The organism is Variovorax cryoconiti, from assembly GCF_051216395.1.
In the GTDB taxonomy this organism is placed as follows: Bacteria; Pseudomonadota; Gammaproteobacteria; order Burkholderiales; family Burkholderiaceae_C; genus Variovorax.
On sequence record NZ_JBPJZI010000004.1, the window covers coordinates 241,855 to 254,632 of the forward strand.

The 12,778-nt window shown below is 70.6% G+C and carries 13 protein-coding genes; 11 read left to right on the forward strand and 2 right to left on the reverse strand.

The genetic code is table 11. The annotated features are described in order from the left end of the window. Positions 1–23 precede the first annotated feature (23 nt). The 11 genes from ACSFA2_RS12955 (at position 24) to ubiM (ending at position 10,666) form a co-directional block, all read left to right on the forward strand. The gene (locus tag ACSFA2_RS12955; RefSeq protein WP_435455729.1) at positions 24–845 is read left to right on the forward strand and encodes a GntR family transcriptional regulator; all 822 of its coding nucleotides are present in this window, start codon (positions 24–26) and stop codon (positions 843–845) included. Positions 846–891: 46 nt separating this feature from the next. After that, positions 892–1,797, forward strand: coding sequence for a LysR family transcriptional regulator (locus tag ACSFA2_RS12960; RefSeq protein ID WP_435455730.1), 906 nt, complete (start codon positions 892–894; stop codon positions 1,795–1,797). A gap of 115 nt (positions 1,798–1,912) precedes the next feature. Continuing rightward, positions 1,913–3,097, forward strand: coding sequence for a cyanuric acid amidohydrolase (atzD, locus tag ACSFA2_RS12965; RefSeq protein WP_435455731.1), 1,185 nt, complete (start codon positions 1,913–1,915; stop codon positions 3,095–3,097). 58 nt (positions 3,098–3,155) lie between these two features. Further along, entirely contained in the window at positions 3,156–4,562 is a 1,407-nt protein-coding gene (locus tag ACSFA2_RS12970; RefSeq protein WP_435455732.1) for an amidase, read from the forward strand. Beyond that, positions 4,559–5,779 (forward strand): FAD-dependent oxidoreductase, encoded by a 1,221-nt coding sequence (locus ACSFA2_RS12975; RefSeq protein ID WP_435455733.1) that lies wholly within the window; start codon positions 4,559–4,561, stop codon positions 5,777–5,779. Before ACSFA2_RS12970 ends, ACSFA2_RS12975 begins: the two co-directional genes overlap by 4 nt. Beyond that, positions 5,776–6,294 carry a VOC family protein gene (locus tag ACSFA2_RS12980; RefSeq protein ID WP_435455734.1) on the forward strand — a complete coding sequence of 173 codons (519 nt, stop codon included), beginning with the start codon at positions 5,776–5,778 and terminating at the stop codon, positions 6,292–6,294. The genes ACSFA2_RS12975 and ACSFA2_RS12980 overlap by 4 nt, the downstream gene beginning before the upstream one ends. A gap of 6 nt (positions 6,295–6,300) precedes the next feature. After that, positions 6,301–7,302 carry an ABC transporter substrate-binding protein gene (locus tag ACSFA2_RS12985; protein WP_435455735.1) on the forward strand — a complete coding sequence of 334 codons (1,002 nt, stop codon included), beginning with the start codon at positions 6,301–6,303 and terminating at the stop codon, positions 7,300–7,302. Next, positions 7,302–8,144 carry an ABC transporter ATP-binding protein gene (locus ACSFA2_RS12990; RefSeq protein ID WP_435455736.1) on the forward strand — a complete coding sequence of 281 codons (843 nt, stop codon included), beginning with the start codon at positions 7,302–7,304 and terminating at the stop codon, positions 8,142–8,144. Before ACSFA2_RS12985 ends, ACSFA2_RS12990 begins: the two co-directional genes overlap by 1 nt. Continuing rightward, entirely contained in the window at positions 8,141–8,911 is a 771-nt protein-coding gene (locus ACSFA2_RS12995; RefSeq protein WP_435455737.1) for an ABC transporter permease, read from the forward strand. The genes ACSFA2_RS12990 and ACSFA2_RS12995 overlap by 4 nt, the downstream gene beginning before the upstream one ends. 4 nt (positions 8,912–8,915) lie before the next feature. Further along, on the forward strand, positions 8,916–9,305 hold the full coding sequence (hpxZ, locus tag ACSFA2_RS13000; protein ID WP_435455738.1) for an oxalurate catabolism protein HpxZ: 390 nt from the start codon (positions 8,916–8,918) through the stop codon (positions 9,303–9,305). 95 nt (positions 9,306–9,400) lie between these two features. Beyond that, complete coding sequence (ubiM, locus tag ACSFA2_RS13005) at positions 9,401–10,666, forward strand: 5-demethoxyubiquinol-8 5-hydroxylase UbiM (RefSeq protein ID WP_435455739.1); 1,266 nt, start codon at positions 9,401–9,403, stop codon at positions 10,664–10,666. Here the strand turns inward: ubiM and ACSFA2_RS13010 are convergent. Further along, positions 10,647–11,774, reverse strand: coding sequence for a Gfo/Idh/MocA family protein (locus ACSFA2_RS13010; protein ID WP_435455887.1), 1,128 nt, complete (start codon positions 11,772–11,774; stop codon positions 10,647–10,649). The two genes, ubiM and ACSFA2_RS13010, sit on opposite strands and share 20 nt — an antisense overlap. A 40-nt stretch (positions 11,775–11,814) precedes the next feature. Next, positions 11,815–12,777 (reverse strand): substrate-binding domain-containing protein, encoded by a 963-nt coding sequence (locus ACSFA2_RS13015; protein ID WP_435455740.1) that lies wholly within the window; start codon positions 12,775–12,777, stop codon positions 11,815–11,817. Between the last annotated feature and the right edge of the window lies 1 nt (position 12,778).

The window sequence follows — 12,778 nt, forward strand, 5'->3', positions numbered from 1 at the left end:
GCACCGCCTACATTGGCGTGGCCATGCCCGCCGGTCCCGACCACGCCCCCGCCGTTCCGCGCTTCCACCAGCTGCGGCTGATCCTGCGCGAGCGGCTCAAGAGCGGCATGTACGAGCGCGGCCTGCCGCTGCCCGGCGAGCGCCTGCTGGCCGAAGAGTTCGGCGTGGCGCGCGTCACCGTTCGCTCCGCGCTGGCGCGGCTCGAGGAAGAAGGGCTGGTGGTGCGGCTGCGCGGCAAGGGCACGCTGCCGGCGGCGCAGGCCGAGCCGCCGCGCCACCTGAAGCTGCGCGGCGGCCTGCTCGACAACATCGTGAACATGGGCCTGCGCACCAAGGTCACGGTGCTCGAATGGCGGCTGGTGCAGGCGCCGTCGCCGGTCAGCACGGCGCTCCAACTTGCGTCCGGTGCGCGGGTGCTGAAGGTGGTGCGCATCCGCAAGTTCAAGGGCCAGCCGATCGCCTACACCGAGGTCTTCCTGCCGGCCGACCTGGCCGACGCGGTGGCACGCAGCACGCTGCAGGACATGCCGATGCTGGTCGCGCTCGAACGCCATGGCGTGCAGGTCGAGGCCGCGGAGCAGACCATGGGCGCCGCACTGGCCGACCTGCACGTGGCCAAGGCGCTCAAGCTGGCGCCCGGTGTGCCGCTGCTGCGGGTGTCGCGCGTGGTGCGCGACAGCACGGGGCGGCCGGTGCAATTCCTCATCGGCCTCTACCACCCGGAGCGCTACGAGTACCACATGCAACTCTCGCGCGTGGGCGGGCCGACCAAGGTGTGGATCGACAGCGACCGCCTGCCGGAAGGCGCCGAGGCGCCCCGGTCGGCGCAGCCCCACCCCCTGTGAAACAATCTTCGGCACCCGTCGCGGCCTGACGACGGAACGCCCACCCATGCTCCACCCGCCCCGCCATTTCGTCTACCTCGACGCCGTCGCACGGGCCGGTTCGATCCGCAAAGCGGCCGAGAAGCTGCACGTGGCGTCGACCGCGCTCAACCGGAAGATCCTCGAGATCGAGTCCGACGTGGGCACGCCGCTGTTCGAGCGGCTGCCGCGCGGCGTGCGGCTCACGTCGGCCGGCGAGGTGCTGATCGCGGCAGTCCGGCGCAGCATGGCCGACATGCGCTCGGCCGAATCGCAGATCGAGCAGCTGCGCGGCCTGGTGCGCGGCACCGTGCGCATCGGCTGCGCCGAATCGGTCGCCGTCGACCTGATCCCCGACACCATCGCGCAGTACCAGCAGACGCACCCGGGCGTGCAGTTCCAGATCGCCGCGGGCGTGACCGGCGTGCTGGTGGCGGCGCTCCTGGCCGACGACGTGGAGCTGATCCTGGTGCACGACCCGGTGCCCTCGGACGCACTGCGCGTCATCGCCGCCGTTCCCCAGCCGCTGTGCGCGATGCTGCGGCCCGACCACCCGCTGGCCGGCCGCGAAACACTGCGCCTGGCCGACTGCCAGACCTACACCGTGGCGCTGGGCGACCGGTCCTTCGGCAGCCGGCGCCTGCTCGACGCGCTGATGGCGCGTTCGCACATGACGCTGCAGGTGGCGCTGGAGGCCAGCACGGTGCAGACGCTGAAGGAATTCACCCTGCGCACCGGCGCCATCAGCTTCCAGTTCCAGATCGGCACGCAGAACGAGGCGCGACGCGGCGCGCTGGTGGCAATTCCGCTGACCGACCGGACGCTCACCAACAGCCAGCTGGTGCTGATGTCGCGCGCCGGCCGCACGCTGCCGATCGCCACGCTGTCCTTCATGGAAGCGCTGGTGAACCGGTTGGCCGCACTCCCGGGCTGAGCGCGCCGACAACGCATGAGTGCACACAAAATGTGTGCAGTGCGAGAGAAACTATGCGCTGGAAGTTTGCAGGGGCGCTGCCCATACTGGGTGCATCTGTTGCATTGCAGCATCCATGGACGCCCTGCTAACCCCTTCTCCCGCCGCCCCCGACCGTGCCGACCCTGCGATCGACACGCGCCCCACGCTGCGCGTGCAACGCCTGGGCATGGCCCACCCCGGCGACCTGTCGGCGCTGGCCGCGCTGCTCGACGCCGGCACGCTGCGGGCCGCCGACATCGTGGCCGTGATCGGCAAGACCGAGGGCAACGGCGGCGTCAACGACTTCACCCGCGGCTACTTCACGCAGACGCTGATGGCGCTGCTGGCCGAGCGCACCGGTCGCCCGGCCGCGACGCTGCTGCGCGAGCTGCCCTGCATTCTTTCCGGCGGCACCGAGGGCGTGCTGAGCCCGCACTACGTGGTGTTCTCGCGCAGCGGTCGGCCGGATGCGCCGGGGAACGAGGCCTGTGGCTCCGGCGCGCTCGCCATTGGTACCGCCGTGAGCGCGCCGCTGGCCGCGCAGCACGTGGGCCGCTGGGCCCACGTCGAATCGGTGGCCGACGCGGTGCGCGCGGCCATGCGCGACGCCGGCATCGCGCGTGCCGAAGACATCGCCTTCGTGCAGGTCAAGTGCCCGTGCGTGACCGCCGCACGCGCCCAGGCGGCGGCTGCGGCGGGCCACACGGTGCTCACGGCCGATGCCAACCGCTCGATGGCCACGGCCCGTGCGGCCGGCGCCTTCGGCGTCGCCATCGCCCTGGGCGAACTGCCCGACGACGCGGCGCTCGAAGCCGCGATGCTCACCGACTTCAGCCGCTTCTCGGCGCGCGCCAGCGTGTCGTCCGGCGTCGAGGTCGAAGCCAACGAGGTGATCGTGCTGGGCCACAGCCCGCAGTGGCAAGGCGACCTGCGCATGGCCTGTGCGCCGATGCGCGACGCCCTCGACCTGGGCGCCGTGGCACAGGCGCTGCGCCCGCTGGGCCTGGTCGCCGAACCGCAGCTGAGCGAGGCCGACGCAGCGCGCGTGGCCGCCGTCTTCGTCAAGTGCGAACCCGACCGCCGCGGCCGCGTGCGCGGTGCGCGCCACACCATGCTCGACGACACCGACATCAACGCCCAGCGCCACATCCGCGGCGCGGTGGGCGGGCTGGTGGCCGGCGTGCTGGGCGACGGGCGCATCTTCGTGTCCGGCGGCGCGGAGCACCAGGGCCCCGACGGCGGCGGGCTGGTCGCCGTGATCGCGCGAGGCATGACATGAGCGCCGCCCGGCCGCCCGAAGGCGCGCAGCACCGCAGCCCGCAGGGCGGAGGTTGCCGATGACCGCCCCCTGGCAGCTCGACATCGGCGCGCTGGCGCAGGCCTATGCCGCCCGCACGCTCTCACCGGTCGAGGCGCTGGGCAGCGTGCTGGCGCGGCTCGACGCGGTGAACCCGAAGATCAACGCCGTGATCGCGCGCGACGACAGCGCCGCCTACGCTGCGGCGCGCGAGAGCGAACGCCGCTGGCTGCGCGGTGCGCCGCTGTCGGCGCTCGACGGCGTGCCGATCAGTGTGAAGGACAACATCCCCGTGGCCGGCATGCCCTGCCGCTGGGGCAGCGCGCTGTACCCGGCGCATGCGCAGCTGCGCGACGAATCGCCGGCGCAGCGGCTGCGCGACGCCGGTGCGCTGCTGTTCGCCAAGACCAACGTGCCGGAGTTCACGCTGCAGGGCTACACCGACAACCTCGTGTTCGGCACGACGCGCAACCCGTGGAACACCGCGCTCACGCCCGGCGGCTCGAGCGGCGGTGCCGTCGCGGCCGTGGCGGCGGGCATCGGCCCGGCGGCGCTGGCGACCGACGGCGGCGGCTCGATCCGCCGGCCGGCCGCCTACACCGGCCTGGTCGGCCTGAAGCCCTCGTGGGGCACGGTGCCGCGCGCGCACGGCCTGCCCGAGATGCTGCCGGGCCTGGAGGTGATCGGCCCCATCGCCCGCAGCACGGCCGACCTGGTGCGTGTGCTGCAGGTGATCGCGCCGACCCTGCGCCACCTCGACCCGCTCGCGCTGCCCGCGCCGCAGCCGTTGCGCATCGCGCACTGGTCGCGCATCGCCGGGGGTCCGGTCGACCCGGTCATCGACCAGCGCATGGCCGCCGTCGCGGCCCAACTGCGCGGCATGGGCCACCACGTGACGGCGGCCGACGCCCCGGCCGCGGTGCATGTGTTCAACCGCCTCGCCTGGCCGGTGCTGAGCGCGACGGGCCTGGCCGCCGTGCTGCACGACAGCACGCCGAAGGACGATGCGCGCATGACGCCCACCCTGGCCGCGATGCTGGTCACCGGCCGTTCGCTGCGCGCGGTCGACCTGTTCAATGCGCAAGTCCACCAGCACGCGCTGCGCGACGCGATGGACCATGTCTTCGAGGACGTCGACCTGGTGCTCACGCCGGCCTGCGCCGCCATGCCGTGGCCCGCCGAGCAGAGCCATCCGACCCACATAGCCGGCCAACGCGTCGACCCGCGCGGCCACGCGGTGTTCACCGCCTTCGTCAACGGCGCCGGCCTGCCCGCGCTGGCGCTGCCGGCCGCGCCGTCGGCCGACGGCCTGCCGATCGGCTTCCAGCTGATCGGCCCGCAGGGCAGCGACGCGCTGCTGTGCGCGCTCGGCCTGGCCTTCGAGCGGCAGCAGCCGCAGGCTCGCCGCTGGCCGCTCCCGTCCCTTCCCGAAAGTCAACCCGCATGAAGATCGTGATCATCGGCGCCGGCGTGGCCGGTGCCATCCTGGCGCGGCGCCTGGCCCTGTTGCCCGGCGTGGAGCTGCACTGCCTCGAACGCGTGAGCCCCGAGGACCATTCGGAAGCCGGCACCGGCCTCAACGTCGGCCCCAACGCCATCAAGGCGCTGCGCCTGTGCGACCCGGCGCTGGCCGCCGAGGTCGAAGCCGCCAGCCTGCCCTGGCAACGCTGGCAGGTGTCGCTGACCGACGGCACGGTGCTGCTCGACCTGCCGATCGCACAGGTGGCCGACAACCCGGGCATCCGCATCCGCTGGTCGGAGCTGTACCGCGTGCTGCGCGCCGGTGCGGGCCCGGCGATCCGCTACGGCTGCGAGATCGACGCCCTCGGCCCGAGCGCCAACGACGCCACCCGGACCACCGTGCGCTACACGCAGGACGGCGCGCAGCACACCCTCGACGACATCGACCTGCTGGTGGGCACCGACGGCCGCTACTCGGCCACGCGCGCCGCCTTCTCGGGCCTGCCCGAGCCGCGCCACGTGGGCGTGGCGATCGTGCGCACGCTGGTGCCCGACACCAGCGGCGGCCTCATCGACGACTACGGCCAATGGTTCAACGGGCCGCACCGGCTGCTGGCCTTCCGCGTGCCGCCGGGCCACGTGTACATCGCCGCCACCTTCCCGATCGAGCCCGGTGCGCCCATCGACGACGCCTGGAACACCGAAGCCGTATTGCGCGCCGCCTACCGGCCCGCGAGCGGGGTCTTCAGCGCAGAGGCCCAGTGGCTGATGGACGCGCTGTGCGCCAACCTCGCACAGACGCACTGGGCGCGCATGCAGGAATCGGACGTGCGCTTCGCCGAGCCGGTGCGCCAGGTGATGTACCTCGGCGACAGCGCGCACGGCATGGCGCCGACGCTGGGCCAGGGCGCGACGCAGTCGATGGAAGATGCCTGCGCGGCCGCGATGATCCTCGCGCGGGAGATTGGCGCCGACCGCCTGTCGCCGCGCGACTGGCTCGCGCAGGTCGAGGCCGCGCGGGGCGAACGCATCCGCTTCGCGATGGCGCTGTCGATCGCCGCGACCGACACCATGCTCGCCGGCTCGGACCCCATCGAGGGCACGCGCTGGAAGACCGAGCCGGGCTTCCTCGACGACCTGTCGGCGCTGTTCCGCGACGTGGCGCTCGACGCCTCGGCCATATCACGGAAGGAGAGTGCATGAACGCCGCCATCACCCACGGCCTGTTCCACCTCGCGATCAAGACCGCGAACCTCGCCGCCACGCGTGCCTTCTGGGTCGGCGTGATCGGCCTGCGCGAGATCGCCCGCCCCGACTTCGGCTACCCCGGCGCCTGGCTCGCCTGCGGCCAACCCGGTGGCCAGGCCATCATCCATGTGTACGCCGGTGGCCCGGCGCTGGGCAACGCGGGCCTGGTGCCGAGCGGCAGCGGCGCCATCGACCATGTGTCGCTCGCCTGCTCGGGCTACCACGCGTACGTCGCGCGCTTTCGCGCGGCGCAGCTCGACTGGCGCGAGTTCCTGGTGCCCGGCACCACGCTGTGGCAGCTCTTCGTCTACGACCCGAGCGGCGTGCAGATCGAGCTCACCTTCGAAGGCGCGGTCGAGGCCGGTGCGCCGCCCGACATGTCGGCGCCGCGCGTGTACCGCGCCGGGCAGAGCTTCTTCGACCCGCATTCCTATCCCACCCTTTCATCGCCTCTCAATCTTCCGGAGTAACCCACGATGTCGCGTCCCGTCCTTCTTTCCGCTCCCCTGCGCGCCGGCCGCCTGATCGCCGGCGCGCTCGCGCTCGCCGCCGCCACGCTCTGCATGCCGGCCGCTGCGGCCGACAAGATCAAGGTCGGTGTGTTCCCTTCGAGCGCCGCGCTGCCCTTCTACGTCGCCATGAACCGCGGCTACTTCAAGGACGCCGACCTCGAGATCGAGGAAGTGCCCATGACCAGCCACCCGCTGACGGTGCAGGCGCTGGTGTCCAACGGCATCGACGCGGCCGTGAACCTGGTGACGCTCGAAGGCGCCAACATGGAAGCGCGCCGGCCCAACACGCTGAAGTACATCTCGCTCAACGGCCAGAATTCGCAGCACGTGATCGAGCAGTTCGTGGTCAAGGCCGACAGCCCGGCCAAGTCGCTGAAGGACTTCAAGAACGGCTTCAAGCTGTTCTCGGCGCCCGGCCCCGCCAACATCGGCGCGGCGCGCGCGGTGCTCAAGAAGGTGGGCCTGGTCGAAGGCAAGGACTTCACGATCCAGGAGCAACAGATCGGCGTGCACGTCGGCGCGCTGCAGTCGGGCAACTTCGACGGCGGCTACACGCTGGAGCCGTCGGCCACGATCATGGTGGCGCAGAAGGTCGGCAAGCGCGTCGAGACCGGCGTGATCTCGACCTACCTGCTGGGCAACAAGAGCGCCTCGGCCTTCGCTGCCGGCGCCGTGATGTCGGGCAAGTTCATGGCCGACAAGCCCGACGTGGCCAAGCGCTTCGCCGCGGCGTGGGCCCGCGGCGTGAAGGAAGCGCAGGCCGACAGCAGCGCGCGCGGCTACCTGGTGCAGGGCATGAAGGTGCCACCGGAACTGGCCGCCACCGTGCCGCTGCCGCGCATCGTGATGGTCAAGGACATGAGCGCCGCCGACGTGGGCGATTTCCAGAAATTCCTCGACATCGGCACCGAGCTGGGCGTGGTCAAGGAGAAGATCGACGGCAAGACGCTGGTCCGTTCGTTCTGATGCGCGTGATGGATTCGAACCAGCCGATCGGGGCCGCATTGCCCGACACCGCGAGCGGCGACAAGTCGCATCGCTGGTACCCGGAGGGCACGCACATCACCATCCGCGGCCTGACCAAGCGCTTTCAGGACGCGACCATCTACGACGACTTCGACCTCGACATCCCGAAGGGCAAGATCGTCTCGGTGTTCGGCCCCAACGGCTGCGGTAAAAGTACGCTGATCAACATGATCTCGGGCATCCTGCCCTACGACGCCGGGCAGATCCTGTTCGAGGGCAAGGAGGCGCGCGACACGCGCATCGGCTACGTCTTCCAGAACTACCGCGAAGCGGTGTTCCCGTGGATGCGCGCCATCGACAACATCCGCTACCCCCTGCAGTACCTGGACATCGCCAAGGGCGAGCGGCAGGCGCGGCTCGACCGGCTGGTGGAGAGCTTCGAGGTGAAGTTCGACCTCAACCGCTATCCGTACCAGATGTCCGGCGGCCAGCAGCAGCTGGTGTCGATCATGCGGGCGCTGGTGGTCGACCCCGAAGTGCTGTTCCTCGACGAACCGTTTTCCGCGCTCGACTACGAGATGGTCATGTTCCTGCGCGAGCGCCTGCAGAAGGTGCTCACCGAACGGCAGACCACCACCATGCTGGTGTCGCACGACCTCGACGAAGCCGTGCTGCTGGCCGACGAGGTGCTGCTGCTGACCAAGCGGCCCACGCGCGTGGCCGAGAACCTGCCCTTCGACGTGCCGCGCCCGCGCACCGCCGACACCACGCTCAGCCCGGCCTTCATCGCCACCAAGACCCGCGCGCTGGAGATCTTCCAGCGGGAGGTGCGCAAGCCATGATCGCGATCTCCGAACGCACCGCCGCCCGCCTGCGCCCGCTCGTCGGCATGGCGGTGCTGATCGGCCTGTGGGCCTTCGTGCACGCCACGCGCGCGGTCGACCCGGTGCTGCTGCCGTCGCCGATGGAGGCGCTCGCCGCCTTCTGGAACGGCATCGCGCACGGCACGCTGTGGGGCGACTTCTACAAGACCATCGTGCGCACGCTCAGCTCCTTCGGGCTGGCGCTGGTCATCTCCGTACCGCTGGGCATCGTGCTGGGCTCGAACGAGAAGATCTACCAGTCGATCGAGTTCGCCATCGACTTCTTCCGCTCGACGCCGGCCTCGGCGATGTTCCCGCTCTTCCTCGTGCTGTTCGGCGTGGGTGAGGCGACCAAGATCGCGGTGGCGGCCTTCGGCGCGGCGCTGGCGATTCTCTTCAACGTGGCCTATGGCGTGATGAGCGCACGCAAGCAGCGCCAGCTCGCGGCCAAGGTGATGGGCGCGCCGCGCTGGCGGGTGCTGACCGACGTGATCCTGCTGGAGTCGATGCCGCAGGTGTTCGTGGGCATGCGCTCGGGCGTGTCGATCGCGCTGGTGATCGTGATCGTGGCCGAGATGTTCATCGGCTCGACCGACGGGCTGGGCCAGCGCATCATGAACGCGCAGACCATCTTCGACATGCCCGACATGTACGCTTCGATCTTCGCGGCCGGCTTGCTCGGCTATGTGATGAACCTCGTGTTCCTGATGGCGGAGCGTCGCTTCGTGCATTGGGGTGGAAAGTAAGACCGTGACCGTTGCCCTCTCCGATATCAACCTGCCCGCCGTGCTCGAAGAAGTGACGGCCGCCTTCGCCGAATACCAGCACGCGCTCGTCACCAACGACGTGGCCGTGCTCGACCGGCTCTTCTTCGACTCGCCGCACACGCTGCGCTACGGCGCGGGCGAGAACCTGTACGGCTACGACGCGATCCGCGCCTTCCGCCAGGCCCGCCCCGCGGTGAACCTGGAACGCGAAGTGACCGTCACGGCGATCACGAGCTACGGCCAGGACCTGGCCGTGACCAACATCGAGTTCAAGCGTGCCGGCAGCGACCGCATCGGCCGCCAGAGCCAGACCTGGGTGCGCCTGCCCGAGGGCTGGCGCGTGGTGTCGGCGCATGTCAGCCTGATGTCTTGAGCAGGCATCGCGCGCCGCAGGGCGCTTGACGCCCGTCAACGACGGCGCCCAGGCGTGGCCCGCACAATGCCACGGTCAACACTTCGAGGCGCGCGATGCAACAGCCCCTGGACAGCGATGTCCTCGTCATCGGTGCCGGCCCGGCCGGGCTGGCACTGGCCATTTCATTGGGGCAGGCCGGCCTTTCGGTCATCGTGCTCGACGCGCAGGCGTGCACCGCGCTGTCGGCACCGAAGGACGATGGCCGCGAGATCGCGCTCACGCACGACAGCGTCGCGCTGCTGAAGCGGCTCGGCATCTGGCCGCGGCTCGCGGTGCACGAGATCGGCGTCATCCGCGAAGCGCAGGTGCACGACGGTGGCCACGCCCGCGCCCTGCTGGACTTCAACGCACGACGCGAGGGGCGTGGCGACGGCACCGACGCCGACGTGCTGGGCTGGATCGTGCCCAACCATGCGCTGCGGCGCGCGAGCTTCGAGGTGGCGAGCGCCGTGCCGACGCTGCGCATCGTCTGCGACATTCGGGCCTCGCAGGTGCGCACCTTGCCGACCCACGCCGAGGTCTTCTTCGAAACCGTGCCCTCGCCCACCGGCGAGTGCCTGCGCGCCCGGCTGCTGGTGGCCGCCGACAGCCGTTTCTCGACCACGCGCCGCCAGCTCGGCATCGGTGCCGATCTGCACGACTTCGGCCGCACGATGGTGGTCTGCCGCATGCAGCACGCGCGGCCGCATGGCGAGGTGGCGCACGAGTGCTTCGGCTACGAACGCACGCTGGCCGTGCTGCCGCTGTCGGGCGATGCGTCGTCGGTCGTGCTGACGGCCGATGCGGGCGCGGCCGCAGAGTTGATGGCACTGCCCCCGACGGATTTCACCGCGCTGGTCCAGCGCCAGTTCCACGACCGGCTCGGCCGCATGGCGATGGCCGGCGAGCGCCATGCCTACCCGCTGGTCGCGACCTATGCGCACCGCTTTTGCAGCATGCGCAGTGCGCTCGTCGGCGATGCCGCGGTGGGCATGCACCCGGTGACGGCGCACGGCTACAACCTCGGCCTGCGGGGCGTGGGCACGCTGGCCGCCCTGGTGGTGCCGGCGCATCGTGCGGGCCAGGACATCGGTGCCGCCCCGCTACTCGCCGCCTACGAAGCCACGCACCGCCGGCAGACCCGGTGGATCTACCACGGCACCCATGCGGTCGCAAAGCTCTACGCCGACAACCGCGCGCCGCTTCGGCTGCTGCGGCAACTGGTGCTCGAGGGCGCGCAACGCTTTCCGCCGCTGAAGGCGGCGATCACGCGGCAACTGACAGGCCACGGGCCCCTCGGCGAGGCGGCCTGGGCGGCGCCTACCAGTCCGTCCACTTAGCGGCGCTGGCGGCCGAGGCGACCGTGCGCTCGATGAAGCGCACGCCGCGCGCGCCATCTTCCACGCGCGGATAGTCGGCGGCGAGCGGGTCCGCCGCGACGCCGTCGAGCCGCGCCCGGATGTCCGCCACCACGCCCGCATAGACGTTGGCGAAGGCCTCGATGAAACCTTCGGGGTGGCCGCTGGGCAGACGGCTGGCGCGCCGTGCCGATGCATGCAGCCACGGCGAGCCGCGCGTGAGGATGCGCTTGGGCCCCTCGGCCGGGAAATGCACCAGCTCGCTCGGCTGCTCCTGCCGCCAGTCGAGCGTGCCCTGCGTCCCGGTCACGCGCAGGCGCAGGTCGTTCTCGAGGCCGGTGTTGATCTGCGAGGCCACCAGCACGCCGCGCGCGCCGTTGGAAAAGCGCAGCAGCACATTGGCATCGTCGTCGAGCGCACGGCCGGGCACCAGCGCGCCGAGGTCGGCGCAGAGGCGCTCGATGGCGAGGCCGGTGACGGTCGCGATCAGGTTCTCCGCATGCGTGCCGATGTCGCCGATGGCGCCGGCCGCCCCGCTGCGCGCCGGGTCGGTGCGCCAGCCGGCCTGCTTGTTGCCGCTCGCCTCCAGCGGCGCCGCGAGCCAGCCCTGGCTGTACTCGACGATGACCTTGCGCACCTCACCGATCTCGCCCGCGCGCACCATCGCGCGCGCCTGGCGGACCATCGGGTAGCCGCCGTAGTTGTAGGTCACGCCGAAGACCGTGCCCTGCGCGGCCACCGCCGCGACCAGCGCGTCGGCCTCGGCGCGTGTGTGCACCAGCGGCTTGTCGCACACGACGTGGAAGCCGGCTTCCACGAAGGCCTGGGCCACCGGGAAATGCACATGGTTCGGCGTGACGATCACGACGAAGTCGATGCGCTCATGCGCCGGACGCTTCGCCTCGTCGGCCAGCAGCGCCTGCCAGTCGCCATGGTTGCGGTCGTCCGCCAGGAACAGGTCGCGGCCCGAAGCGCGCGCCTTCTCGGCGTTCGACGACAGCGCACCGGCCACCAGCTCGCACTGGCCGTCGAGCGCGATGGCATGGCGGTGCACCGCGCCGATGAAGGCGTCGCGGCCGCCGCCGACCATGGCGTAGCGCAGCTTGCGCGAAGCGTTGTCCGCAGTCACATCAGAACGGCGAGTTGGGGAAGTAGAAGTCCTTGGCGTTGTCCTTCGTGATCAGGACCGACGGGATGATCGTGGTGGCCGGCAGCTTCTCGCCCTTCAGGCGCGCCTCGGCGGTGAGCTTGATCGCGTCGTAGATGAACTTGGGCGAATAGCTCACGTCGGCGTCGATCATCTTGTTCTTGCCGTCCATGATGGTCTTGACCATGCCCTTGGCGCCCGCGCCGCCGAACACGATCTTGATGTCGTCGCGCTTGGCCTGCTCGATGGCCTTGAGCACGCCCACGGCCATGTCGTCGTCGGCCGCCCAGATCGCATCGATCTGCTTGAAGCGCGTGAGGTAGTCCTGCGTCACCTTGAAGGCGTCGTCGCGGTTCCAGTTGGCGTACTTGGCATCGAGCAGCTTCACGTCGGGGTGGTTCTTGAGCACCGCGTTGAAGGCGTCCATGCGCTCGTTGTCCAGCGTGGTCGCGATGCCGCGCAGCGCCACCACATTGCCCTTGCCGCCTAGCTTCTTCACGATGTACTCGGCCGGGATCTTGCCGAAGGCGGTGTTGTCGCCAGCGACGTAGGCGTCCTGCGCGCTGGTGTCGGTCAGGCCGCGGTCGACCACCGTCACGTAGGCGCCCTTGGCCTTCACCTGCGCCACCGGCTTGGTCAGCGCAGCCGACTCGAACGGAAAGATCACGAGGGCGTTGATCTTGGTGACCGTGGTGAAGTCCTGCAGCTGGTTGGCCTGCTCGGGCGCGCCGCTGGCGGTCTTGATCGTGATCTTCAGGTCCTTGTGCTCCTTCTCCAGGTCCTTCTTCGCCTGGTTGGCCCAGTAGTTGATGCCGCCCATGAAGCTGTGGGTGGCGGCCGGGATCGAGACGCCGAGGTTGACCTTCTCGGCGGCGAGGGCCGGCACGCTGGCAAGCGCTGCTGCGGCCACAGCCGTGAGGGCGAGGCGTCGGGTGATATGGATCATG

What these genes read in the sequence shown, in the direction of transcription:
- ACSFA2_RS12990 (WP_435455736.1), top strand. Translation starts at nt 7,302, where the DNA reads ATGCGCGTGATGGATTCGAACCAGCCGATCGGGGCCGCATTGCCCGAC.
- ACSFA2_RS12995 (WP_435455737.1), top strand. Translation starts at nt 8,141, where the DNA reads ATGATCGCGATCTCCGAACGCACCGCCGCCCGCCTGCGCCCGCTCGTC.
- ACSFA2_RS12960 (WP_435455730.1), top strand. Translation starts at nt 892, where the DNA reads ATGCTCCACCCGCCCCGCCATTTCGTCTACCTCGACGCCGTCGCACGG.
- ACSFA2_RS13010 (WP_435455887.1), bottom strand. Translation starts at nt 11,774, where the DNA reads ATGGTCGGCGGCGGCCGCGACGCCTTCATCGGCGCGGTGCACCGCCAT.
- ubiM (WP_435455739.1), top strand. Translation starts at nt 9,401, where the DNA reads ATGCAACAGCCCCTGGACAGCGATGTCCTCGTCATCGGTGCCGGCCCG.
- atzD (WP_435455731.1), top strand. Translation starts at nt 1,913, where the DNA reads ATGGACGCCCTGCTAACCCCTTCTCCCGCCGCCCCCGACCGTGCCGAC.
- ACSFA2_RS12980 (WP_435455734.1), top strand. Translation starts at nt 5,776, where the DNA reads ATGAACGCCGCCATCACCCACGGCCTGTTCCACCTCGCGATCAAGACC.
- ACSFA2_RS13015 (WP_435455740.1), bottom strand. Translation starts at nt 12,777, where the DNA reads ATGATCCATATCACCCGACGCCTCGCCCTCACGGCTGTGGCCGCAGCA.
- ACSFA2_RS12975 (WP_435455733.1), top strand. Translation starts at nt 4,559, where the DNA reads ATGAAGATCGTGATCATCGGCGCCGGCGTGGCCGGTGCCATCCTGGCG.
- ACSFA2_RS12955 (WP_435455729.1), top strand. Translation starts at nt 24, where the DNA reads ATGCCCGCCGGTCCCGACCACGCCCCCGCCGTTCCGCGCTTCCACCAG.
- ACSFA2_RS12985 (WP_435455735.1), top strand. Translation starts at nt 6,301, where the DNA reads ATGTCGCGTCCCGTCCTTCTTTCCGCTCCCCTGCGCGCCGGCCGCCTG.
- ACSFA2_RS12970 (WP_435455732.1), top strand. Translation starts at nt 3,156, where the DNA reads ATGACCGCCCCCTGGCAGCTCGACATCGGCGCGCTGGCGCAGGCCTAT.